Genomic DNA, 22,685 nt, shown 5'->3' on the forward strand with positions numbered 1-22,685 from the left:
TGCCGGTTCTCAATGCGTTTGCTTGATCTGCATCACAAAATCGTAGCCCCGGTTAAGGGCTTCCTGGTTGGCAGGCACCATGCCGGGCTTGGCGGCAAACTTTTTGGCAAAGGCATTCATCAGCGATTCTTTCTCCACCACAGCTGTGGCAGCCAACAATGCACCTAAAGCTACCATATTAATCATCTTTACACTACCCAGCTCACTGGCGATTTCATTAATAGGTACAAGATAAGCCTTGATATCATTGCGCTGTGCCGGTTTGTTAACCAGTGAGCTGTTGATTATCAGCGCGCCGTTTGGCTTGATTGTCGCCTCAAATTTGTCCAGTGAGGGCAAATTCATGATTACAGCTGCCGTTGGCTTGGTAACAATGGGAGCACCTACAGACGCCTCTGCGATAATAACCGAGCAATTGGCGGTTCCGCCCCGCATTTCCGGACCATAAGACGGCATCCAGGATACATTCTTATTCTCCAGCATTCCCGCATAGGTTAAAAGCTGCCCCATGACCATAACGCCTTGCCCGCCAAAGCCTGACATAATAATTTCGTGTCTCATTATTGCACCCCCTCAATATTTTTATAGACGCCGAGAGGGAATTGCGGCAGCATATTTTCTTTCAGCCATTTCTTTGCTTCTACCGGAGACTTACCCCAGTTTGTGGGACAGGTGGCCACTACTTCCACTAATGCAAAACCTTCGCCGCGAATTTGCACTTCAAAAGCGGTTTTAATTGCTTTTTTGGCTTTAGTCATATTAGCCGGATCATTAACGGAAACACGGGCAATATACTTGGCCCCGTCCAGGGTGGCCAGCAACTCCGACAAACGAATCGGTGAGCCGGCAGATGAAAGCTGGCGGCCATAGGGAGATGTGGCTGTTACTTGATTTACTAGCGTTGTCGGCGCCATTTGACCGCCGGTCATGCCATAAATAGCATTATTTACAAATATCGTCGTTATTTTTTCGCCCCGGGCAGCGGCATGCACGACTTCGGCCATACCAATCGCCGCAATATCGCCATCTCCCTGATAAGTAAATACTACATTTTCCGGATGCACCCGTTTAATACCGGTAGCAACTGCCGGCGCACGACCGTGAGCTGCCTGCTGCGAATCTATGTTAAAATATTGATCTGCCAATACCGAGCAGCCTACAGGCACAACACCGATCGTCTTTTTCTGTATCCCTAATTCATCAATCACTTCTGCCACTAAACGATGAATGATTCCATGCTGGCAACCGGGGCAGTAGTGTGAGGACACGTCTACCAGCGATTGCGGTCTAGCAAACAACTTTTCCGCCATTGTTATTTGCCCCCTTTTGTTGCAAATATTTTTACTATTTGGTCGAAAACATCCTGCGGGCTCATCATCATGCCGCCGGTGCGGCCATAGAAGTGAACTGGCTTGGAACATCTGATTGCCAGATTAACATCTTCAACCATTTGCCCGGCGCTGAGCTCCAGCGTTAAAACAGCGGCGGCCTTATCAACCGCCTTTTCCAAAGCCGCTTTCGGGAAAGGCCACAGCGTAATAGGCCGGAACAAACCTACCTTATAGCCTTTTTCTCGCGCTAATTCCATTGCGGAATACGCAATACGCGATGATATTCCGTAAGCTACAAGCACCAGCTCGGCATCGGCAGTGAAGGTTTCTTCCCAACGCACTTCCCGTTCCTGCAGTAATGCATATTTTTTCTGCAGCGTGTTGTTGACCTCTTCCAGTTTCTCAGGGTTAAGACGAAGTGTATCTATCTGGTTAGGTTGCTCACGCTCACCCATGCCGGTTGTAGCCCACGGCTTCTCCACCGGAATTACCGGGAGATCATGAAAGTCAACAGGTTCCATCATTTGACCAAGAGCACCGTCGCCTAAAATCATTACCGGATTACGGTATTGATCTGCAATGTTAAAGGCGTGCACTGTTAGTTCAGCCATTTCCTGTACGCTATTGGGCGCCACCACGATACAGTGGTAATCACCATGACCGCCGCCTTTGGTTGCCTGAAAATAATCGCCCTGCCCCGGCTGAATACCGCCTAGTCCGGGACCGCCCCGCATAATGTTCACAATTACACAGGGCAATTCGCCGGCAGCAATATAGGAGATCCCTTCTTGTTTGAGACTCACTCCCGGGCTTGATGAGGAAGTCATAACCCTGGCACCGGCACCGGCGGCGCCATAGACCATATTGATTGCCGCAATTTCACTTTCGGCTTGCAAAAATACCCCTTGGACTTGAGGCAACCGTTTGGCCATATATTCAATTAACTCTGACTGCGGTGTGATAGGATAGCCAAAATAATACCTGCAGCCGGCGATGACAGCAGCCTCACCGATCGCTTCGTTACCTTTCATCAATACCTTTTCCGACATTTTTCCACTCCCCTTTTATTCGTAAATTTCAATTACTACATCCGGACAAGCCCTTGCACACAGAGCACACCCAACACATTCTGAATCGTCGGGACAAGTAGCAGGATGGTAGCCTTTGGCATTAAAATCCGCCGACATAACAATAATGTTTTTGGGACACGCATCGAAACACAACTCGCAGCCCTTACACCTTTCTTCACGAAAAACTGGTTTTGGCATCCTTCATTCCTCCTTAGGTTTTAATATTATCGGCAACATTAGCAATGTGACCTCACAGCATCTATAAATCAGGTACCTGCTTATAGATGTTTATTGCTCTGCCGCCAGATTCCCAATTGTTCAGCTGCCCTGATTAAATCCTCCCGAAACGCCGGGTGGGCAATATTGATAATACGCTCAGCCCGTTCCCAGGTAGAACGTCCTGCCAAATCAGCCACGCCCCATTCAGTCACAAGATAATGCGCCTGGGTGCGGGGATTGGTAACCACTGAGCTTAAGGGCAGATTCTTCAATACTCTTGATTTCATTTGTCCAGTCCGTTTGTCCGTGAAGGTGGACGTAAAACAAATGAAGCTTTTTCCACCCTGTGAAAGATAGCCGCCCGTCAAAAAATCAAGCTGTCCCCCGGTGCCGCTAAGCTGACGGCTACCGGCTGTCTCGGCTGTCACCTGACCCAAAATATCGACTTCAACACAATTATTAATTGTTACAAGGTTATCGTTTTTGGCCATAGTATGCGGGTCATTGGCGTAATCAATGGGTACCGAGATCAGGGCAGGATTGTCATTAGTCCACTCGTATAAATCCTTACTCCCGGCGCAGAAGGAAAATACGCCTTTCCCCTTGTTAATATTTTTTAGGGTATTGGTTATTTTTCCGGCCCGCGTCATGGTCATATAAGCATCAACTAACATCTCAGTATGCATACCTAAATTTTTTAAATCTGACTCGGCAATCATCGTCCCCACTGCATTCGGCAATGCGCCAACCCCTAATTGAATAGTAGACCCGTCTTTTATTTCCCGCATGATAAATTGCGCAATCTTCTTATCGGTATCAGAAACCTGCACCGGATTAATAACCGGCAGTTCAGGATTATCGCCTTCAACAATATAATCTATCTCACGGATATGAATGCCCTCTTCCTGTCCGCCGGTTATAACGGGAAGTTGTTTGTTAATCTCCAGAATAACTATTTTTGCTTGTTCAGCAATGGCTTTAGATGCCGAATTGGTAAGGGAAAAATTGAAATATCCATCTGAGCTCATCGGGGCAACAGTAAACATCGCCACATCCACTTCCAGACTTTTACGATAAAACAGCGGCATATTCCGGTAAATCATAGGGATATAATTACACAGTCCCCGGTCACTCAATTGTCGCTCATAAGCACTAAAGTGCCAACTGTTATAACAAAAATGCTCTCGGTTGGGATCAATCTCAACGACTTCTAACGGAGTTAATCTCATACCGCCTCTAATTTTTACATCCCGCAGTTCGTCTTTGCGGGCTGCCAAAGCCTTATCCAGTAGAACAGGCTGAGACAAAACAAAGTTATAATCAACCCAGTCTCCCGCTTTAATAACCTTGACAGCTTTTTCTGCAGAAACTAATTTAGATCGATATTCCTGCAATAAATTCATCAAATCTCCCCCACTAAGATACTCACTGCTGCTAAAGTTCCTAATGAAATTACAGAGCTATTAATAAGTGCGTCTTTAAAAAGTATTCTTAAACAGCCTTGTTGTGCTTAAAATGGCAAACCAGTTATGTAATTATATTTTTAATATTTTGAATTTTTAAAAAAGTTTTAGGAGGAAATGGTCGGACTGGTATGACAAGATAAGCACAAAACTCTTATATCTAATAAAGAGCTGCGTACCATAACTGGTATTACTGGTATGACAAGTTGGCTATAATAATGTGCTGAATCAACCCCTAAAGTAACCTGAACCTCCTTCCCGCTGCCATCATTCATTCTACTCATTATTAAAAATTTTTTCACCCGAGAAATTCCCGAACCATTCTGTTACTTCTGCCAAATGCGCTTGCATCAATTTTTCAGCATCCTCCGGATCACGGTTTTTAAGCGCATTAAGTAACTCCCCGTGGGCTGTAAAGACTCGCTGGGGAGTCCCTGGCCGCTCATAAAACAGGGAACAAAGCCAGCAAACAAGTTAAGTAAAGGCCACATCATAATGACAAGCACAGGATTGCCGGTGGCTTCTGCCAAACGACTATGAAACCTTTTGTCAGCTTGAAGATATTTTTCGGGAAAATCTAAAAATTTGACCATATCACGGCAATCTTGCTCCAGCTTAACAATTTGCGCTTCAGTGACATTAAGACTAGCTACTTTGGCAACCTCGGGTTCAATAATTGCCCTGGCCTGCATTAGGTTTCCTAATGTAATTGATCCATCTCTCATTAAGCGCTGCACAGGCTCAATGACGGTTCGCAGCCCTGGTTTTCTAATATAGGCGCCTTTGCCCTGAACCATGGTTATTAACCCTTGTGATTCAACGACTCTTAGCGCCTCCCGCAATATCGAACGACTTACACCGAGTTGTTCTCCGAGTTCACGTTCTGACGGCAACTTATCACCTGCACTCAGAATCCCACTATCAATAAATGTACGCAAACGCTCTACAGTAACATCAAAAATATTACCACGCAACATGCCTTCTCTGTCGTGGAACAGGTGATTAGTACCCATTAAACCGCCCTTTCACAGTGGTCCTGTATTACTGGTATGACAGGATATTTCATGCCAGACACATTGTGTAAGTATTCTGTGTTTTCAGTTTAATGTACTAAACCCGATCTGTCAATCTTTTTTTTTTGGAGGCTCTGTCACAACTTATGGTCGAAATTATTTATTTGGGAGCAGAGCTAATAATTCTCGCTCAATTGTTATATTTAGCTCGCTTTTATGAAAGATTGAGAATCACTCCGCTTCTTCGCTTAACGCTTATTATGTTCATGTTATAAACAATTATTATATATAACCTCGTGGTAAGGGAGATCCTCTGTAAATGCATAAACTTACTATAAAAAATATACATAATCTATGAGTTCACCAATAAAATCTGCAATGTTTTGATTCTTCTTTTTTTGATATATTGTGAACCCAACACTCTCATACATTCGTTGCGCAGGGATTAGGTCATCATTCGTGGTTACAATGATTTTTCTCACATCATTTTGGGCGATTCTATTGACCGCTGCTTGCAGCTGTATTTTACCATAACCATTGCTTTTATGTTTTGAAGCAATGCAGTTATGGCCAATTTCCGCATACTTAGGCATGTTTCTCGGGTCCCAGGAAATAAAGCCGATGGCTTCCTCGTTTAGTGTTGTGATAAACCCATATTTATCTGCAATTTGCAAATTGCCAAAGAAAAAGTTGTCAAAAACTTGCCAGTCAGAATTATAACTTTGTTCATATCTGCAATCAAATGAATACGCATCTTTCAATAATTCAAAGAGTATTCCTCGATTAAAGCCGCTCACTTTTTTAAATTCAATACCCATGCTCTAATAACCCCCATTTCTTACTAACTATAAATGATTAAAAACAGGTCCCAATAATTCCAAAAGGAAAAAAACAGAGACGACTGCGTCGTATCCATAGAGCTCAGAACCCTGTCCTGCTGGTCCATAGCTCCTCAGAGAAAAAGCCGCGGCCAACCGGGCTGACTGAGCCTGTCATAAGAATGTGTCCGCTGGGCCGGATATCGATTTTAATAATTCCCCCGGCATATGGACATTAATTTCATTATCAACCAGCCCGAGTTTGTAGGCCGCACTGGCGGCCGCACAACTGCTGCTGCCGGAGGCCAGGGTATAGCCGGCCCCGCGTTCCCAGATTTCAATCCGGATATTATTGCGGTCCAGCACTTGCAGGAACTGAACATTAATCCGGTTAGGAAATAAACTATGGGTTTCAATTAGAGGTCCCAGCTTCGCGGCGGTCGCCGGTGAGGGTTCAGCCAGTACTACGCAATGCGGGTTGCCAATCGACACACAGGTAACAGCTAAAGGCCGGCCCTCAATCACCAGTTCTTCATTAACTACCGCTCTTGCCGGTCCGGTGACCGGAATACTCTCACTCTGGAAGGTTACCGTCCCCATATCGATCCGGATCTGTCCGCCCCGGTCATCGAGCAACTCGACATGAACACGGCCGCCCCGCGTCTCCAGGCTAAATTCCCGGGTTGTTATATAGCCGGCATCTACGAGATAGCGGGAAAAAATTCTAACCCCATTGCCGCTCTTTTCAGCCTCGCTGCCATCAGGGTTCAGTATCTGTAAACGAATTGCGCTACCCTCAAAGAAGGGGCCGGCCAGAATCCCGTCGGAGCCAATCCCGAAATGACGGTGGCAGATCAGCCGGATGTTTGCCGCCGTCAGGTCAACCCCGGCCTTATGGGGATCAATCACTATATAGTCATTCCCCAAGGCATGATATTTGTAAAAATGAAAATTCATCAGCTTTCCCCCCTGTTGTTAATGCTGCAGTTAACAGCCGGCCCCAACGATCTTTATCGGGGTTTCTATATGTTTCTTCATAGTATGCCGGGTATCCTGTTAAACCAGCATTACAGGCTTCTGGCAATATTGCAGCTTGCCGGCATAATTGACCTTGTATTTTTGTTGCTGTTTAAGTTATAATTATTGTTAATAATAGTAATATGCTGTGAGCCGACCAGACAACCGGAGGCCCTTCTGCACTTATGTGCAGGCGGGTCTTTTCTGTTTATGGTTGGCCGCTGTAGAATAAAGGCAGGCTGAGGAGGAGGCTGATTATGCGTTTAGAGCAATTACGTCACATCATTGAGGTTGCCCATTGCAAATCCATATCCCTTGCCGCAGAACGGGCCTTTATTTCCCAGCCGGCGCTAAGTGCTTCCATCACCAAGTTAGAGGTTGAATTGGGGATTAGTCTCTTTAAACGCACGAACCAGGGAGTATATCCGACCGAATTAGGTGAATCGGTGATCGAAAAAGCGCTGGAAATTGTAGACAAAATCGAAGAACTAAAAGAAATTACCAAAACGAATGCCCTGGCCTTGCATGGTACGATTAATGTCGCCGCCGACCCCAGTATCTGCAACACAATCATGGTCAACGCCTTAACCACCTTCAAATACCGGCATCCTAATGTTCATGTCATGCTGAAAGTAGGCGAATCCAACAATATTCTCCATGATGTGCAGGCCGGGAAAATCGATTTCAGCATTATCCTTAAAACCGATGAGCTGATTCAAACCAAAAACATTCATATAAAAGAGTTATTCCAGGACGACTTTATTATTCTTGCCGGGAAAAACTCACCCCTGGCAATAAAAAAAGCTGTATCCCTGGATACAGCTTTGCAGCAGCCCTTAGTGCTATATAATACCCAGTATGTGACTAACTGCGGCCTGTCGGAACTGTTAAGCAAACACGGGTTGTTAAACATAGCCTATCGTTTTGACGATTTTAAAATAATAGAAACCGTTGTGGCCTCAAGTACCTGCATTGCTTTTGCCCCCAAATTCATGTCCGACTATTATCGCCAAATCGGTTCCATCATCCCCATACCTATCAATAATAACCCGGTTAAAGCAGCGTTCGTCATTATCCGGTCCCGCAACCATCATTTGTCACTTGTTGAAAAAGAATTTATCAATACGGTTAAATCCTTGTGCTCCATGTGCGAGTTTATGGCCTAAACTGTCTGAGCTTCGGGAGGTAGCCGCAATAGTAAATAAATTCCGGGATTACCGGCAATAAACAGGAGCCGGCAATGAGCCCGGCAAACAACAGGTCAGCTATGTATCTGCCCAATCAGAAACTGGCGCATATCATTAAACTCTTTCGCCGACCGCAGCCGGCTAAAGGCTTGTTCCGGTCTGCGCAGCAGCGGATTGGGAAAATCGTTTACGATGCGGCCGGGATTAGGCTGCATAATGATAATCCGCTTAGCCAGCAACAGGGCTTCATCCACATCATGGGTAATAAACAACAGGCATTTACGGGTCTTGTGCCAAATATCATACAGATTTTTTTGCATGGTCTCCCGGGTAAAGGCATCCAGGGCACTGAATGGTTCATCCAGTAAGATCATCCGGGGATCGGTGGCCAGCGTCCGGGCAATGGCCGCCCGCTGCTTCATCCCCCCTGACAGCTGAAAGGGCAGGAGCTTGGCAAAGCCGTCCAGTCCAACCAACTGGAGATAATGGGCAACCAGCTCCTTACGCTGCTCTTTGCCTACCTGTTTCATTTTTAACCCGAACTCAATATTCTTCTCAATGCTTAACCACGGAAACAGGTTAGGATGCTGAAAAACCACCCCCACCTGCGGGTCCGGCTTGCTGTGTATATTACCGTCCACGGTAATTGTACCGGTTGTCGGCTGCAGAAACCCGGCAATAATGTTAAGTAACGAAGACTTGCCGCAGCCGGACGGCCCCAGTACACAAACAAAATCATCCCCGCTAAGCTCCAGGTTGATGTCTGCCAAGGCCTGAATATGTGCTGCCGACTGAGAGTAGCGCAAGCTAATGCCAGCCAGCTGAATCACCGGCTGCCCGGCCGGGAAATCAGTTGTCCGCTGCAGTAGGCTTTGCTCATTGCCAGGCATCGTAATCCCTCCTATTTGTTCCCCTCATACAGATCATTGCGAATAGCCTTCTGGTATATTGTTAAATCAGGGGCATTTGTGATCGTCTTTTGTTCAACCAGAAAATCAGCGGTACTTTTTAACAATTGCGCAAATTCACCAGGCTGACCAGGCGTTCCCAAATACTTAGCCTCGGTTTGCTGGGCAGCATCCAAAACAATGATCTCATTCATAGCCTTCAGGCTTTCTTCTGCCGATAACCCCAATTCTTTCGCCAAGGCTTTTGCTGACTCTTGCGGATGGTCCCGGTAATAATGCACTGCTTCATCAAGTACGGCAATATAGCCTTTTACGACATGGGGATATTGCTTGACAAACTCCGTGTAGACAATACCAAATTCGCCGGTTAGCCCCCCTTTATCGGCTACATCTTTAGAGGTAATAATGACCTTGCCGCCGCCGGCGATCAACTGGGCCTGCGTCGGCTGCCAAACATAACCGCCGGCAATATCGCCTCTGTGCCAGGCAGCCAGTAAATCCGGCATTTGCATATCCAGTATCGTTATCTCAGCCGGGTTAACCCCCTGCTGTTTCAACGCCGTCAATAGACTAAAATGGGACGTAGACCCAAAGGCGGTGGCAATTTTCTTCCCTTTTAGGTCCTGGAGACTGTTAATCCCGGCGTCTTGCTTGACCACCAGCGCTTCACTCACACCGATTACGTCATGTAAATAATACACCTGGTACGGCAGGCCTTTGGCAATACCGGCAGTGCCCGGCGGTGTGCCGATTAACCCAAAATCAATAGAGCCGCTGGCAATCGCCGTATTGATATCCCGCCCGGAGTCGAACTTCAGCCACGAAATTTTAACATCGGGGAACTTCTTTTCCGCCAACCCCAGCGCTTTCGCCAGCAATTCGCCATTCGGGCTCACCTGGTAGCCAATGCGGATCTCTTTAGGCAGGGTCTCCTTGCCTGCGGGGGCCGCAGCCTGCTTGTTATCACCGCTGTTTGAACAGCCGGCAAGCATCAGCAGGACCCCTGCCAACATTAGAATCAATAAACTCTGCCATCTTTTTTTAATATACATAATCACTTTCCTTTCCAGCGTAACGCTGAGACAAATTATACAAAATTATTCCTTACCAACCCACGGTGAAGTGCGCCGCAGCACCGCCCGGATGCAGCTGTCCAGCAAGATGGCTATCACCCCCATTATGATAATCCCCACATAAATAATGTCATTGCGCAGAAACTTGCTGGCATCCAGCACCATCCAGCCAACCCCGGAAATGGCGGCTACCATCTCGGCGGCTACCAGGGTTGAATACGCCACGCCGACAGAGGTTCGTAACCCTGTCAGTAGATCTGGCAAACACGATGGGAAAACAACATAAACAAGCAATCGCCAATTCGCTGCTCCCAGGGATCTCGCCCCATTGATTCGATCTCCCGGTATACACTGCACACTATATACCCCGGCAATAAACAGGGGCGGAAAGGCGCTTAAAAACAGGAGCGCCACCTTGGAAACATCGGTAATGCCAAACCACAACACCAGCAGGGTATAGTATGCCAGCGGCGGCAGCGGGCGATAAAACTCAATAAAGGGATCAAATAATGCCATCAGCAGTCGTGAACTGCCGCAAAGAAGCCCCAGCGGTATCGCTGTCGCCAAAGCCAGGACCAGCGCCAGAAACAGCCGCTGCAGGCTTGCCAGGATATGATAATACAGGCTGTGGCCTTTGTAGCCTTCCCGGAGAATATCGGTAAAAGCAGCCCACACCTGCTCCGGCGACGGTACAAAAACCGGATTAAACAGCTGAAAGCGGCTGCCTATTTCCCAAAATCCCAAAACAACCGCTACAGCCAAAACAGATACTCCTTTATACAGCCACGCCTGGGGCAATACCAGTCTGTTTATCAGTGAAGCCTTGTTTCTTTGCATTCTCTACCATCCCTTGTTAAAGCTTTTCCCAGACTGTCCCGGATACAATAGAAAAGACCTTCAGCATATTGCACTTTGCACAATATAAGAAGGCCTCCGGTCATCCAGTCAGCTTACTTATGATTTCTTTATAAAATATACTTTTCCCTGTCAGCCGTCAGCAGGTTGCCTCCCGTATTCCGGGTCAGACCTATGGCTGGTGCAATCAACAGGAGCAACACCCTGTACAATCGCTATGAATCACTCCTTTGCTGCCGGGTTCAGCAGTTGCACACCCGCTGGCCAGTACCCTGTCAATCACAGCAACTAATGCCTCTTTAGGATGCAGTCCGCCGATCCGCTCCCGCACCTCCCCTTTGCTAAAAAGCAGTAAATGCGGTATCCCCTGTAACCGGAAGCGCTGAAACAGCGGTTTATATTTATCTACATCTACCCAGCATACATTTAGTCTATGGGTATTTTCGTCCGCAATGGCCAGGATAACAGGGGCTAACTCCTTGCAGAGCTTGCAGCGTTTGGAGCCGAAAAAGACCAGCACCGCCAGACTGCTGTCAAACGTAAATTCATCGAAGTTTGCTTCAGTAACCTTCGTCATTACATTTCCTCGCATAAAAATGTCTCATCCTCTTTTAGTCTGTATACGATTCCTTCTCCCGCAAAGCCTGATAAATGACCCCGCCCTCGACATCCCGGGGCATGGGGGCTGCCGTCAAATGACAAATAGTAGGCACTACATCCACCATCCGTACCCGCCTGTGCAAAATTTCACCTTGTTTTACCCCTGCTCCCACCATCATAAACAGCGCCTTCATCGAGCACCCCAGCAGCGTATGATTGCTGAGTCCGTTCCCGTGGCACCGGGTAAACTCCGGTTCCAGAATATAGAAGATATCGCCGCAGTTAGGCCCGCCCAGACCAACAGCCTCCATATCGTTCCGGTTCATCGCAAAGGCAACCACCCGCCGGCCGGTATGCGGATCACGATAGCTGTATAAATCATCAATGATTTTTTCAACCAGCTTGTCATACTCGTCCGGCTCCACACTCCCCTGCGGGTCCCGGCCTTTCAGATTAATATAGATAAAGGTAGCCCGTTGCGCAACCGCTTTGGTATTGGCCCAGTCAATCTCAGGTTTCCCACTCACATCTTTCAGCCTGGTATACCCCAGCTGCCCCATAATGCCGACATTAATCCCCCACATATCGCCAATCAGAGGGTGCTCGGTGGCCGGGTTTTTGCCAACCCCGCCATGATCGGAGGTAATAATAATTGTTGTATCCGCAGCCAGCCGTTGCAGCATCGCCCCGACGAAATCATCACTGATTTCATAAATCTGCTCAATCAGTTCCTGATATCGCTCGTATTCTACCGAGGCTTCCGGGAAGATATAATCCAGATAGAAATGATTAAACATATCAATCCCGTGCATGTGGGTATAAAAAAGGTCCCACTCTTTATGATCCAACAGGTAATTTATCGCCTCAACATGCCATTGATACATCTCCCGGACCGAATCCAGCAGAATACTGTCAGCCAGCGGATTCAACCGGTCATAGTTTACCGGCTGCAGCATCGGTCCCACTTGCGCATACAGCTCCGGACCGATTTCAGCCGGGTAAAAATATTTACCGCCGGTCAGGTCCAGGACAAAGGAATAGTAAAAGGTCAGCGAGCTGCCGTCAGGGTTCATGGCAAGAACCCTGATTTTGTAAGCTACCGGCGTGTCTTTGCCATTCACGGTAAAGGTGTCATATATCCAGCCGCTCCACTCATTGGCCAAGGCCCCGCCCAAAGCCTGTTCGTCCTGTTTACTGCGGTAAATGCTGATCTGGTTATAGGTTTTGCCATCGGCGGCAGTCAGTAAGCCATAACGCCGGGCTTGCCCGCTATTCACCGGCAAAACGACTTCCCGCGCCCCGGCCGGGGCGTTTTTCCAGCCCGTGGCCGGTTTAATCGGTGTTATCACCTGATCGGCATTGGGGATATCGGCAGATAGCTCTCCATCCTCAACTGATGTTACAAGCCCTGGCTGGGTATAGCCATAACCTTCGTATTCATCCTTGCTGATCTCTGCCTTGAGAGAGGATATGTCGCCCTCCACCCGGCAATCGGTACCGCTGTTATCGATAACATGAGGAATCTCCCGGATCGGAAAATCCCCCGCTTGACATTCATACACTTTTTCATAATCGATATAGCCCCGTAAATTAGTATAGATACTTGTACCATCCACATAGATCGCCTGCTCGGTAGTCGGCGGCCAGGCGGTTGGATAGTTAAACAATATACTCTTCTTCCCGGCCCTGGCGAAAGCAGCCCACACCGTTTCCGCTTGCAGCAGCTCCGAATTCCAGCCATAATCCATCATATCCAGGGCATTGCCCAGCGTGTGATTCCAAAAGCAGGTAATCCCGTGCGTATTTGGCCAGGCGCCTGTTGCCAGGGTAGCCCAGTTAGGCGGAGTAATCGCCGGTAAGACACCCTGCATATCCAGTCCCGGCGTTGTTGCCCCCTGCTCGATCACCCTTTTTAAATTAGGCAGTTTCCCGGCGGCAATATATTTTTTAATTAAGGCCGGATCAGCTCCATCCAGCCCTAACAGCATAACCTTTTTTGCGGCTCCATAACTGCTTGCCATTGCTTTCCCCCCAGCTGCCACTCGTAATTATAGTTTTTTGTCTTAGGCCTGATCCCATTATAAAATCGATTGGCGCGCTTGTGAACTAGCGCTTCTCTATACCCCATATAAAAATATATTATAGGGCCTGGAAAAAACATAAAGCCCTGCCAAATCAACAGCATCCGGCAGGACTTTCACTTGTACCCAGGCAACCCCCGGCACTTCCGCGAACTAGAACTATACAATTAACCGGCAAGCAACAGCTTCATCTCCCTGCTGCCCTGGTCGGCAAGACGCAACCACCGTTCACCGTTCCTGCATCCTGTTATTTGGCGCTGTTACTTAGATGTTTTCGGCGGTAGGCTTTGGGGGGCATATTCATTTGCTGCACGAACACGCGATTAAAATAAGAGGGATCAGTAAAACCACATTCACTGGCAATGCGATAAGCGGGATAATTGGTCGTTTCCAGTAATTTGCAGGCATATTCAATCTTTAATTTGTTTACATAATCTATATAGTTGACCCCTACTTCTTTTTTAAAGATGCGGCTGAAATATTGAGGATTTACAAATACATAGGCAGCAACCAATTGCAGGGGTAATTTTTGTTTAAAATTCTCATTAATATATCTTATTGATTTTTCAATAAAATAGATCTGGTTGATTTTGGCCTCCATAACCTCTTCCTTGGCCTGTACCTGGCATGCAGCTACCGTAGTCAGCAAGGCATGGAATGCCTGTTTGAACACAGAGGGTTTGACAGGCTTCAGTAAGTATTCCTGAACACGCAGGCGAATGGCTGCCTGCGCATAGGAAAAATCCGAATAGGCCGATAGGATCATAACACATACCTGAGGGAGGAATTTCTTGATCTCCTGCAGGGCATGCAAACCGTCCATTTCCGGAATGAGGATATCCATCACGATGATGTCCGGCCGGTATTGCTTGGCCAGTTTGACAGCCTGAATGCCACTTTCACAGGTGAGTATTGTATCTTGGGGGCGAAGATCCTCGGCCACAACTAATTTGAGAAACTCTAATTCGAGTAATTCATCTTCCACAATTAAAACTACGCTCATCCCTGTCGCCTCGCATTGGGTTTGGTGGGAATGGAGATGGTGACCGTACTGCCACTATAATCTGATTTTACGATTGCCAGCCCGTAAGCGTCACCGAAATATCCCTTTAACCGCTTGTCCGTACTGCGAAAGCCGATTCCCACCTTATTCTCGGGTTGTTGCAGGCTTTGTAAGACCTCTTTGGGAAAACCATGCCCATTATCCATGACAAAAATATTGATGTCGTTTTTATATTTTTCTGCGTAAATTTTTATCCTGCCACCGTCCCTTTTGGGGGTGATACCATGAATCAGGGCATTTTCAACGATGGGCTGTATGATCATATTGGGTATTCGATGGTGTTTAATCGGGTCTGCAATATCAATATCATATTCCAGACGATTTTTAAATTTCTTTTTCTGAATATAGAGGTATTTCTCGATATTATCTATCTCGGCGCCAATGGTGTGCAACTCATCGTCTTGCTTTAAGTTGTACCGCAATAAATCGGAAAGGCAGTAAATAAGTTCTTCCGTTGTATGGGATTTTTCAAAATAGGCGATGCGGGCTATGGTGTTCAGGGTATTAAACAGGAAATGCGGGTTAATGACCAAAGATATATTTTTTGCTTCCAGGTCAATAATCTTTTTTTCCAGCATTTCTTTTTCAATAGACAGTCTTGCTATCGCCGTATCGGTAGTATTAATGCTTTCAGAAAAGTCATAGAAAATGTTTTTGGCAATATAGTTGCAAAGTTGTTCATGAATCTCAATTTTGTTTTCTTCGATGGTTTTTATCGCTGCAATTGATTTGGCAATAACTTCCGGTTCAAGGTTTTTAGCCTGGGCCAGATCCATGATATCGATCAGATATTTCTGATATTCACTGTCCGGTGAATAAACCTGGGCACCGGTGACATAGCCTATCGTTTGGTTGTTAATACCGACTGGTAAACAAATGTTTGTCAGCCCGTACCGGCAGGCAAACCGGTCTCCCTTACCTGGTTTTAAGCGGGAAATATAGTCTGGGCAGATTCGCGTTTCCTCTTGCTGGCAGATCTGTTTGCAAAAATCGGGCGACGGATTAAACTCAATCAGGATATCGCCATTGAGATCAATCAGCTGTAAAGAAATATTGGACAAGGATAACAGTCCGCTATAGCGGGAATACAGATTGGAATCCATTAAATGTCTTAAGGTTTTATCAGTCTTGTTCATGCTTTTCGCCAAAAATTCCTTTTCTATGATTGATTGTGTTGTGCTTGGCGGCTAACGTGAAGAAAAATGCCGGCAACCGGGCATTTCATAAAATATGTAATATTAACATAATATTGGGAAGCTATCGCAAAAAAGAAGGCATCCGGAGGGTATGTGACCAAACGCTTTACGTGGCTGAGACTAAAAAAAGCCGTCACAGATTCGGATGCAACCTTAAGCAAAATGTTAGTACTTTACAGCAAAAAATTGCATTTTATTTTATAATACAACACCCTTATACAATTGTAAATAGCAGCAAGCCGGGACCCCGGTTCAAGCACCGGCGGGCCAATTCAGCCTTTGTTGAATGCGGTATGGCTGCTAAGAAAAGACGAAGGCCAAAACCCCGGCTACCGGGATTTTGACCTTGTCGTATGCTGGTCTGATTAATGTTATATTTCTTTATTGGCCTGCGGGAGTATCAGTTCTACATCACCGTGGGGACGGGGGATAACATGAACGGAGATCAGTTCGCCAACCCGCTGGGCAGCAGCGGCACCGGCATCGGTTGCTGCTTTTATCGCCCCAACATCGCCTCTTACCATAACGGTTACGAGGCCACCACCGACAAACTCGCGGCCGATCAGATAAACGTTAGCGGCCTTGACCATGGCATCTGCCGCTTCAATTGCTCCTACCAGACCTTTTGTCTCAATTAATCCTAATGCTTCTGTTTTACTCATTGTTTGTTTCCTCCTAAAATTTTATTTTATAATTGTTATCGTTGAGTTTGGCCCAATGTTCATGGCATTCGCTTCTTCGGTGTCGATATGGCATTCAAGAGCCGAGGTGCCGCTGACCCGGATAGCGACATTCGAATAAGTTCCTCCACGCAGGCCGCCCACCTGGATGGTAACCAGCTCGCCATTGCTTACACCAAGGCGTTTTGCATCCTCCGGGGTCATATGAATGTGCCGCTGCGCAATGATCACTCCCTGCGTCAGCAGGATGCTGCCCTGGGGGCCAATCAGCGTGATGCCTGAAGTTCCCTGCAGGTCTCCGGACATTTTCACCGGTGCCGGTATGCCAAGTTTGAAACAATCGGCCTGGAGTATTTCTACCTGCGACTGGCTTCTGGCCGGCCCGAGAATGCGAACCTTTTCAATCGCCCCTTTGGGCCCGGCGATCGTCAGGGTTTCTTGGCAGGCATATTGCAGGGGCTGGGACAAATCCTTGATTTTAGTTAGTTGGTAGCCCGCACCAAACAGGGCGTCCAAATCTGTTTGGGAAATATGAACATGACGGTTGGAGATTCCTACCGGTATGGCAGCGGTGTCCTTTTTACCATCCCCCCCTTCTTTAATTGCTTCCAGCAGAAGCTCTACTAAAGTGTCATACTTGCCCATGTTAGCAATCACCTTTTTTTCTCAGCAGCGAAATCACCTCATTCACAACTGACATAATCTGGTCTTCACTGATGGCCCCAGTAGTGTCCTGCGCCCCGCAGCCTGCATAGGCGGTGGCTGTGCTGCCGGTGAAGTCTTTGATGCCATAGGCCACCCGTTTGATGTTGATCAGGTGCAGAGGGGTTACATTATCGGAGGTTGCACTGCCGCCCCAGGTACCGCACCCCAGGGTAAAGGCCGGGGAAAGGCCGGTGCTTGCTCCCACCCCCCCCTGGCTGGAGGAGGTGTTGACCAGTATCCTGAACACGGGCTTGCCCGCGAATTTCATGGTCATTTCGGGATTCTCCGTATGCAGGGAGAGGCTGTGACCCACACCGCCGTTATTTAACAATTTGATACACAGATCGCAAGCTTCCTGCCACTCTTGTACGGTATAAAACGCCAGCACGGTTGTCAGCTTTTCATAAGACAGGGGATAGGCTTCACCCACACCCTGTTGTTCACCCAACAGGACTTTGGTCCCCGGGGGAATCGTAATACCGGCACTGTCGGCAATGGCCTGGGCCGATCTTCCCACCATTTTCGCGTTCATAGCATGGCCGCGGACAAACAACTTGCCGGCAACCTGGTTTGTTTCCGCCGGAGTCATGAAATAGCCGCCCTGGCGTCTGAACTCTTCCATAACCTGATCACGAATGCATTCTTCGACAATAACCGATTGCTCGGATGCACAGATGGTGCCATTGTCAAAGGTTTTACTGGCAATAATATTTTTGACTGCTTTAGAAATATTGGCCGTTCGTTCTATATAGGCCGGCACGTTGCCCGGGCCTACCCCCAATGCCGGTTTGCCCGCGCTATAGGCAGCCTTTACCATAGCGGAACCGCCTGTCGCAATAATCATGGCGACTTCATCGCATTTCATCAGTTCATTGGTTGCATCCATCGAGGGTTTGGCGATGCAGCCAATAATATTGGCCGGGGCGCCGGCGGCTACTGCGGCATCATTCATCAGTCTGGCGGCCTGCAGCGTGCATTTCAGCGCCGAGGGGTGCGGGGAGAATACAATCCCGTTACGGGATTTAATGGCAATAATGGCTTTGTAGATGGCCGTGGAGGTGGGATTGGTTGAGGGAATAATCCCCATAAGCACTCCTACCGGCTCGGCAATCTCCATGACTTTGTTGATCTTATCCTCTTTGATGACGCCGATGGTTTGCATGGGTTGAATGAATTTATACAGTTCTGTGGAAGCAAAATGATTCTTGAAGACTTTGTCTTCGACTTTACCAAATCCGGTTTCCTCCACCGCCAGTTTGGCCAGGGAAACGGCATTCTCCTCTGCTGCTTTCACCATATTCCGGATGATTTTATCAATCTGCTCGCAATTAAATGTTGCCAGCTGAGTTTGCGCCTGTTTGGCCTGACGTGCAAGATTTCTGGTCTCTTGCACGGATTGTAAATCATAATCGAAGTTTTCCAATTTACTCTTTCTCCCTCCACTGTCGTATACCTATACCTGTACAGGCATACAAGCTACATATCAGGGCTTACGCCCAGGTTACTTTTCACGCCCCTTCTCGTAATATCCCTTTAGTTTCTGAATCAGTAAGTCTTTGTTGGCTTTGGTTATGGCTCTGCCTGCTATGCCAAGTTCGTTGTATCCTCTTGCCAAATGCCGGAGCTTTACCACGGAAAACGTTCTCAGGGCGTTCACGCTTTGTTCCAGGCCGAATTGCCGTACGAAGTCATCAACGCCCTCCTTGTGGAGCTCTTTCAGCGCTATTGGCCCGGAACTCAGGCTTTCCGGTGTGGACAGGACCGGTTCTGCCGGTCCGGTTGCTGTATCCTGGTTTGGCAAGAGACCGTTTATGTCAGGTGTTGGCTCAGAGCCCGGCAGGGAGCCTGCGGTCTCCGGTTGCGTCCCAGGGATTGGGTGCTCCGCAGCGGGCTTTGCGCTGACAACGACCATGCTATCAATATCAGGATGCGGTCGCGGGATTACATGTTGAGCAACCAATGACAAGTGACCAATCTTGGCAACCGCTGCTATTCCTGCGGCCACGGCGGCTTTAACAGCCCCCACATCACCGGTTACGGCAATTGTCACAAGGCCGCCGCCAACCAAGGTTCTGCCCAGAAGTTCCACCTGGGCCGTCTTAAGCATGACATCCGCACCTTCAATTGCCGGCAGAAGTCCCCGTGTCTCAATTAGGCCAAGAGCCTGCATCATTTACCTCCTGTTGTGGCGCCGTAAGTGTGGCGCCGTAAGCTCAGCCCAGTTTGCCGGGTAGGTTACGTAAAAGAGTTTGACATACCCGGAAGAACGCCAGGTTACTTTGGAGCCTTTGGGGACGAAAAGGACATCGCCCTGACAGGCCTCGTATGTCTCACCATTGATCGTGATGGACAGGCTCCCTTCGAGAATCATATCAATCTCTTCATAGTCCAATTCCCAGTCAAAGCTGGATTTTTCAATGGTCAGAAAGCCTGCGCTCATTTGGGAATCGTCTTTACTGACCACTTCCCGATAGGCCACGCTGGTGCCGGGATCGCCGGTAGCAAAGGGAGCGAGTTTGACAGTCCTGCCGCGCACTATTTTCAGCCCGCTTTGCGGGTTATAATCGGCAAGAAAGGGTGCTTCAGGCAGTGAGGCCGGGGCATTTACCAGCAATCTGCTGGCCAGTACCGCTTTTACGACCTGATAGATAAAGTCTTTATCAGGCTCTGTTTCCCGGTGATCTTTCCGCTGCCCGCCACCGTCTTTACTGCCAGAATTCGCTGCTGCCGCTGAGTCTGCGGTAAATTCCACCCCCAGTTCCCTGGCTGTATCCTTGGCTGCCGGTGTAATGATGGTTTTTAAGTCTACGCAGAATATTTTCTGCCCTTTTTCTGCGGCTGCCTTTACCTCGCTTGCACAAACAAGTTTTTTCAAGGTAACACCTCCTTTGGCCGGAATATTATCGGTAAGTGTCCTGGCCATGTTATTGACACTAGAACAGCGATGCCCACAATTTGTCGGACGGGGCAGGAATGACTTCGATATCCACCAGCAGGCCTTTTTCAAGAACAATGGCTTTGCCGGCTTCGATGCCTGCTTCTACAGCGGCAACATCACCGGTAAAGGTGAAGTAGGCTTTGCCGCCCAGCCCACTGCCCAACCGGAGTTCCAGGGCCTGTATGTCCGCAGCTTTGAGAGCCGCATCGGCGGCAATGATCATGGACGCCAGGGAAAAGGCCTCCATGATGCCCAGAGCCCCGGTTCCATCCGGCATGGTGGTGGCGGTGATAGCTGGAAAAACTGCCTGATGGACATTGGGCAGGATAAAGCTGTCTACCAGATATTCGCCTGCTGATTCGATGCCTGTGTTAATCGAGCTTTCTACCGCGGCGACGTCGCCCTGGACGATGGCGATATATTTCCCCGGACAGACAGGTGTCGCACTGACCACTTCCACATAGGCTGTTTTCAGCATCAGGTCTGTTGCATAAATTCCTCTTGCAATACTTGTAAGCTCAATCATACCGATTGCCCTATACATACGAACCCACCTTTATCACGATAGAATGTTCCGTGTTCCCGATAACAGTACCATCAAGGCTGGCGTGAACCGCAGCCCCGAGACTGTTGCCGGGGATGTCCCCAATCAGCTGCCCGGCCTTCACCTGTTCGCCGATGGCGACGACAGGGATTGCCGGCGCACCAATGTGCTGCCGTAAAGCGATGTGGATGGTTTCAGGCCGGAATTCAACCTGGGTCATAGGTGCCGGTTTATCGAAAGCGGTTAAGCCAATTTTGGCGACCAGGCGTTTAGATGGAATGAGGCGGTATTCCCTGGCTGATCGCGGCTGGAATTCCAGTTGTGTGGGCTGATACTTAATCCCTTGCTCTGACAGCTTTTGCTTATAGAGAATATTGACAGCTTTGGGGTGGAGATTAACCGGACAGGAGAATAATTCGCAGGCATTGCATTCACAGCATAGTTGGGCAATCTGTTGCTCTTGCCCGCCTGCCAGATTGTAGCTCAGGGCCCGCATGACTTTATGGGGCTGCATATTGTGGCCCAGGAGGTACCGGGGACACAGGTCGGTACACATGCGGCACTGCTCACAGGCGGTTCTGCCGATTACTCTGGCCTGATCGACGCTCACGGATTTTTTGCGGATGAGGAAATGATTTTTTTTGAGCAGTACATACCCTTTACTCTTTTTGGTGACATACCCGGCCACATTGTTCATAAGCGAACCCATCATGGGGCCGCCGTCGATAACGGCATAGTCATCGATATTCTCCACGCCGCATTGTCTGATTACCTCCCTGATGGCCATACCCACAGGTACTTTGACAGTCATGCGCCGGGGAATATCGCCGGCAATGGTGATATACGTTTGTGTGACAGGCTTCCCGGCCATAGCCTGCCAGATATTCAGCGCCGTTTCCGAATTGATGACCACACAGCCCACTTTTAGGGGAATAGAGACTTCCGGCACAATTCTTGCGGTCAGTTCATGCACCAGAACCTGTTCGTCACCGGCAGGATAGATATCCCGGAGCTCCATAACCTCCATGTAACCGGCAAGTCCCAGCGCGGCGATTCTGGCCCGCAGGCGGGCAATGACCTCTTGGTGTTTGCCCTTGATACCCATGATGGCTTTGCGGGCTTCAATCGTTCTTCCCGCTGCTTCCAGGCCTCTGATAATTTCATCAGGAAATTGTTCCATCAATTGCTGGTCCACTCTGAGCAGCGGCTCGCATTCAGCACCATTCAGCAATATATACTCGGCTTTAGAGGTTAGCTTGGCGTGAGTTGGAAAACCGGCTCCGCCCGCCCCGATAATCCCGGCCGCTTTGATTATGTCCTGTAGATCCAAATTCTGCCACCTCCGGGTTTCTTAAAACGTACAGTTTTCGTCAATGATGCCGACAATGGCGGCATCAAGCGGTACATCGTCCCGGTCCAGCATTTTGCGGGCCGAGCTGCCGGTACAGACCAGCACGCGTTCGCCAATGCCGGCACCGATGGTGTCGGCAGCAATCAGGAGACGGCCGGCATCAATACCGCCGAGGACTTCCACCAGCATGAATTTCAGCCCTACAAGGGAATCGGCTTTTCTTGTTGACCAGATATTATCAATTACCTTGGCTGCAATCATAACAGCTCACCTGTTTTTGCTGCTTTCAATTTGTACTGGATCTGCTGCAAAGCTGCCTCTACTGACGCCGTATCACCGAAGATGGCAATCATAATCAGATTTTGCGGGCAATGACCTTTAATGTCTTCCACGATCACCCCGGCCGCTTTTTCGGCGATATCGGCAGCGAAAACCATATCTATCAGCCGCCCCTGAACCAAACCTACCGCATCATAGCCGGCAATGGTGATAGTTGCCGCCGAGCCTTTTCGCCGCCAGAGAATATCCAGTGTCCCCCGGGAAGGGGATTTTATAATCCGGTACTCCATGGGT

At 48.4% G+C, this 22,685-nt stretch carries 26 protein-coding genes and 1 pseudogene; 2 read left to right on the plus strand and 25 right to left on the minus strand.

What is annotated here, in order from left to right; genetic code table 11:
• Nucleotides 1-9: 9 nt before the first annotated feature.
• The 9 genes and pseudogenes from SPTER_RS18925 to dapF form a co-directional block, all read right to left on the minus strand.
• Nucleotides 10-561 carry a 2-oxoacid:ferredoxin oxidoreductase subunit gamma family protein gene (locus tag SPTER_RS18925; protein ID WP_144351817.1) on the minus strand — a complete coding sequence of 184 codons (552 nt, stop codon included), beginning with the start codon at nt 559-561 and terminating at the stop codon, nt 10-12.
• The gene (locus tag SPTER_RS18930; RefSeq protein ID WP_144351818.1) at nt 561-1,310 is read right to left on the minus strand and encodes a thiamine pyrophosphate-dependent enzyme; all 750 of its coding nucleotides are present in this window, start codon (nt 1,308-1,310) and stop codon (nt 561-563) included. Before SPTER_RS18930 ends, SPTER_RS18925 begins: the two co-directional genes overlap by 1 nt.
• 2 nt (nt 1,311-1,312) lie before the next feature.
• Nucleotides 1,313-2,380, minus strand: coding sequence for a 3-methyl-2-oxobutanoate dehydrogenase subunit VorB (locus SPTER_RS18935; RefSeq protein ID WP_144351819.1), 1,068 nt, complete (start codon nt 2,378-2,380; stop codon nt 1,313-1,315).
• 15 nt (nt 2,381-2,395) lie between these two features.
• Nucleotides 2,396-2,599: a 4Fe-4S binding protein gene (locus SPTER_RS18940; protein ID WP_144351820.1), complete on the minus strand. Its 204-nt coding sequence runs from the start codon at nt 2,597-2,599 to the stop codon at nt 2,396-2,398.
• A gap of 80 nt (nt 2,600-2,679) precedes the next feature.
• A complete protein-coding gene (locus tag SPTER_RS18945; RefSeq protein ID WP_144351821.1) occupies nt 2,680-4,023 on the minus strand; it encodes an acetyl-CoA hydrolase/transferase family protein in 1,344 nt (447 codons plus the stop codon).
• Between the two features lie 336 nt (nt 4,024-4,359).
• Nucleotides 4,360-4,536, minus strand: a complete 177-nt coding sequence (locus tag SPTER_RS25975) for an FCD domain-containing protein (protein WP_144352985.1) — start codon at nt 4,534-4,536, stop codon at nt 4,360-4,362.
• A gap of 71 nt (nt 4,537-4,607) precedes the next feature.
• A pseudogene (locus SPTER_RS18955) lies at nt 4,608-5,096 on the minus strand (FadR/GntR family transcriptional regulator); the annotation flags it as partial.
• Between the two features lie 332 nt (nt 5,097-5,428).
• Entirely contained in the window at nt 5,429-5,914 is a 486-nt protein-coding gene (locus tag SPTER_RS18960; RefSeq protein WP_144351823.1) for a GNAT family N-acetyltransferase, read from the minus strand.
• A 174-nt stretch (nt 5,915-6,088) separates the two neighbouring features.
• A complete protein-coding gene (gene dapF, locus SPTER_RS18965) occupies nt 6,089-6,871 on the minus strand; it encodes a diaminopimelate epimerase (RefSeq protein WP_211367324.1) in 783 nt (260 codons plus the stop codon).
• On the opposite strand from dapF, the gene SPTER_RS24880 reads away from it, so the two are divergent.
• Together SPTER_RS24880 and SPTER_RS18970 are read left to right on the plus strand one after the other, a co-directional pair.
• On the plus strand, nt 6,860-7,054 hold the full coding sequence (locus tag SPTER_RS24880) for a hypothetical protein (RefSeq protein WP_170233329.1): 195 nt from the start codon (nt 6,860-6,862) through the stop codon (nt 7,052-7,054). The two genes, dapF and SPTER_RS24880, sit on opposite strands and share 12 nt — an antisense overlap.
• A 134-nt stretch (nt 7,055-7,188) precedes the next feature.
• Complete coding sequence (locus SPTER_RS18970) at nt 7,189-8,097, plus strand: LysR family transcriptional regulator (protein WP_144351824.1); 909 nt, start codon at nt 7,189-7,191, stop codon at nt 8,095-8,097.
• Between the two features lie 95 nt (nt 8,098-8,192).
• Here SPTER_RS18970 and SPTER_RS18975 read toward each other — a convergent pair whose 3' ends face one another.
• The 16 genes from SPTER_RS18975 to SPTER_RS19050 all read right to left on the minus strand — a co-directional run bounded on the left by SPTER_RS18975 (nt 8,193) and on the right by SPTER_RS19050 (nt 22,681).
• Nucleotides 8,193-9,008, minus strand: a complete 816-nt coding sequence (locus tag SPTER_RS18975) for an ABC transporter ATP-binding protein (protein ID WP_144351825.1) — start codon at nt 9,006-9,008, stop codon at nt 8,193-8,195.
• An 11-nt stretch (nt 9,009-9,019) separates the two neighbouring features.
• Nucleotides 9,020-10,039, minus strand: coding sequence for a taurine ABC transporter substrate-binding protein (locus tag SPTER_RS18980; RefSeq protein WP_211367325.1), 1,020 nt, complete (start codon nt 10,037-10,039; stop codon nt 9,020-9,022).
• 84 nt (nt 10,040-10,123) lie between these two features.
• The gene (locus SPTER_RS18985; protein WP_144351827.1) at nt 10,124-10,936 is read right to left on the minus strand and encodes an ABC transporter permease; all 813 of its coding nucleotides are present in this window, start codon (nt 10,934-10,936) and stop codon (nt 10,124-10,126) included.
• Between the two features lie 205 nt (nt 10,937-11,141).
• A complete protein-coding gene (locus SPTER_RS18990) occupies nt 11,142-11,531 on the minus strand; it encodes a thioredoxin family protein (protein WP_170233330.1) in 390 nt (129 codons plus the stop codon).
• 34 nt (nt 11,532-11,565) lie between these two features.
• A complete protein-coding gene (locus tag SPTER_RS18995) occupies nt 11,566-13,575 on the minus strand; it encodes an alkaline phosphatase family protein (RefSeq protein WP_144351829.1) in 2,010 nt (669 codons plus the stop codon).
• Nucleotides 13,576-13,882: 307 nt separating this feature from the next.
• Nucleotides 13,883-14,638, minus strand: a complete 756-nt coding sequence (locus SPTER_RS19000) for a response regulator transcription factor (RefSeq protein WP_144351830.1) — start codon at nt 14,636-14,638, stop codon at nt 13,883-13,885.
• Nucleotides 14,635-15,834 carry a histidine kinase gene (locus tag SPTER_RS19005; RefSeq protein WP_144351831.1) on the minus strand — a complete coding sequence of 400 codons (1,200 nt, stop codon included), beginning with the start codon at nt 15,832-15,834 and terminating at the stop codon, nt 14,635-14,637. Before SPTER_RS19005 ends, SPTER_RS19000 begins: the two co-directional genes overlap by 4 nt.
• A 431-nt stretch (nt 15,835-16,265) precedes the next feature.
• Nucleotides 16,266-16,556: an ethanolamine utilization microcompartment protein EutM gene (eutM, locus tag SPTER_RS19010; RefSeq protein ID WP_144351832.1), complete on the minus strand. Its 291-nt coding sequence runs from the start codon at nt 16,554-16,556 to the stop codon at nt 16,266-16,268.
• 21 nt (nt 16,557-16,577) lie between these two features.
• Nucleotides 16,578-17,219: a phosphate propanoyltransferase gene (locus SPTER_RS19015; RefSeq protein WP_144351833.1), complete on the minus strand. Its 642-nt coding sequence runs from the start codon at nt 17,217-17,219 to the stop codon at nt 16,578-16,580.
• 1 nt (nt 17,220) lies between these two features.
• Nucleotides 17,221-18,702, minus strand: a complete 1,482-nt coding sequence (locus SPTER_RS19020; protein ID WP_144351834.1) for an acetaldehyde dehydrogenase (acetylating) — start codon at nt 18,700-18,702, stop codon at nt 17,221-17,223.
• Nucleotides 18,703-18,780: 78 nt separating this feature from the next.
• A complete protein-coding gene (locus SPTER_RS25980; RefSeq protein ID WP_211367326.1) occupies nt 18,781-19,452 on the minus strand; it encodes a BMC domain-containing protein in 672 nt (223 codons plus the stop codon).
• Entirely contained in the window at nt 19,453-20,154 is a 702-nt protein-coding gene (locus SPTER_RS19030) for a cupin domain-containing protein (protein WP_144351835.1), read from the minus strand.
• A 58-nt stretch (nt 20,155-20,212) separates the two neighbouring features.
• Nucleotides 20,213-20,761 (minus strand): BMC domain-containing protein, encoded by a 549-nt coding sequence (locus tag SPTER_RS19035; protein ID WP_144351836.1) that lies wholly within the window; start codon nt 20,759-20,761, stop codon nt 20,213-20,215.
• Complete coding sequence (locus tag SPTER_RS19040) at nt 20,754-22,091, minus strand: 4Fe-4S dicluster domain-containing protein (RefSeq protein ID WP_144351837.1); 1,338 nt, start codon at nt 22,089-22,091, stop codon at nt 20,754-20,756. The genes SPTER_RS19035 and SPTER_RS19040 overlap by 8 nt, the downstream gene beginning before the upstream one ends.
• A 21-nt stretch (nt 22,092-22,112) precedes the next feature.
• Entirely contained in the window at nt 22,113-22,373 is a 261-nt protein-coding gene (locus tag SPTER_RS19045; protein ID WP_144351838.1) for a EutN/CcmL family microcompartment protein, read from the minus strand.
• On the minus strand, nt 22,370-22,681 hold the full coding sequence (locus tag SPTER_RS19050) for a BMC domain-containing protein (protein ID WP_144351839.1): 312 nt from the start codon (nt 22,679-22,681) through the stop codon (nt 22,370-22,372). The genes SPTER_RS19045 and SPTER_RS19050 overlap by 4 nt, the downstream gene beginning before the upstream one ends.
• Nucleotides 22,682-22,685: the final 4 nt, after the last annotated feature.

Origin of the sequence: Sporomusa termitida (assembly GCF_007641255.1) — a bacterium.
GTDB lineage: Bacteria > Bacillota > Negativicutes > Sporomusales > Sporomusaceae > Sporomusa > Sporomusa termitida.

Coding starts and splice junctions, on each gene's coding strand:
- SPTER_RS18925 (WP_144351817.1), bottom strand. CDS start 561: ATGAGACACGAAATTATTATGTCAGGCTTTGGCGGGCAAGGCGTTATG.
- SPTER_RS18930 (WP_144351818.1), bottom strand. CDS start 1,310: ATGGCGGAAAAGTTGTTTGCTAGACCGCAATCGCTGGTAGACGTGTCC.
- SPTER_RS18935 (WP_144351819.1), bottom strand. CDS start 2,380: ATGTCGGAAAAGGTATTGATGAAAGGTAACGAAGCGATCGGTGAGGCT.
- SPTER_RS18940 (WP_144351820.1), bottom strand. CDS start 2,599: ATGCCAAAACCAGTTTTTCGTGAAGAAAGGTGTAAGGGCTGCGAGTTG.
- SPTER_RS18945 (WP_144351821.1), bottom strand. CDS start 4,023: ATGAATTTATTGCAGGAATATCGATCTAAATTAGTTTCTGCAGAAAAA.
- SPTER_RS18960 (WP_144351823.1), bottom strand. CDS start 5,914: ATGGGTATTGAATTTAAAAAAGTGAGCGGCTTTAATCGAGGAATACTC.
- SPTER_RS24880 (WP_170233329.1), top strand. CDS start 6,860: ATGAAAATTCATCAGCTTTCCCCCCTGTTGTTAATGCTGCAGTTAACA.
- dapF (WP_211367324.1), bottom strand. CDS start 6,871: ATGAATTTTCATTTTTACAAATATCATGCCTTGGGGAATGACTATATA.
- SPTER_RS18970 (WP_144351824.1), top strand. CDS start 7,189: ATGCGTTTAGAGCAATTACGTCACATCATTGAGGTTGCCCATTGCAAA.
- SPTER_RS18975 (WP_144351825.1), bottom strand. CDS start 9,008: ATGCCTGGCAATGAGCAAAGCCTACTGCAGCGGACAACTGATTTCCCG.
- SPTER_RS18980 (WP_211367325.1), bottom strand. CDS start 10,039: ATGTTGGCAGGGGTCCTGCTGATGCTTGCCGGCTGTTCAAACAGCGGT.
- SPTER_RS18985 (WP_144351827.1), bottom strand. CDS start 10,936: ATGCAAAGAAACAAGGCTTCACTGATAAACAGACTGGTATTGCCCCAG.
- SPTER_RS18990 (WP_170233330.1), bottom strand. CDS start 11,531: ATGACGAAGGTTACTGAAGCAAACTTCGATGAATTTACGTTTGACAGC.
- SPTER_RS18995 (WP_144351829.1), bottom strand. CDS start 13,575: ATGGCAAGCAGTTATGGAGCCGCAAAAAAGGTTATGCTGTTAGGGCTG.
- SPTER_RS19000 (WP_144351830.1), bottom strand. CDS start 14,638: ATGAGCGTAGTTTTAATTGTGGAAGATGAATTACTCGAATTAGAGTTT.
- SPTER_RS19005 (WP_144351831.1), bottom strand. CDS start 15,834: ATGAACAAGACTGATAAAACCTTAAGACATTTAATGGATTCCAATCTG.
- eutM (WP_144351832.1), bottom strand. CDS start 16,556: ATGAGTAAAACAGAAGCATTAGGATTAATTGAGACAAAAGGTCTGGTA.
- SPTER_RS19015 (WP_144351833.1), bottom strand. CDS start 17,219: ATGGGCAAGTATGACACTTTAGTAGAGCTTCTGCTGGAAGCAATTAAA.
- SPTER_RS25980 (WP_211367326.1), bottom strand. CDS start 19,452: ATGATGCAGGCTCTTGGCCTAATTGAGACACGGGGACTTCTGCCGGCA.
- SPTER_RS19035 (WP_144351836.1), bottom strand. CDS start 20,761: ATGTATAGGGCAATCGGTATGATTGAGCTTACAAGTATTGCAAGAGGA.
- SPTER_RS19045 (WP_144351838.1), bottom strand. CDS start 22,373: ATGATTGCAGCCAAGGTAATTGATAATATCTGGTCAACAAGAAAAGCC.
- SPTER_RS19050 (WP_144351839.1), bottom strand. CDS start 22,681: ATGGAGTACCGGATTATAAAATCCCCTTCCCGGGGGACACTGGATATT.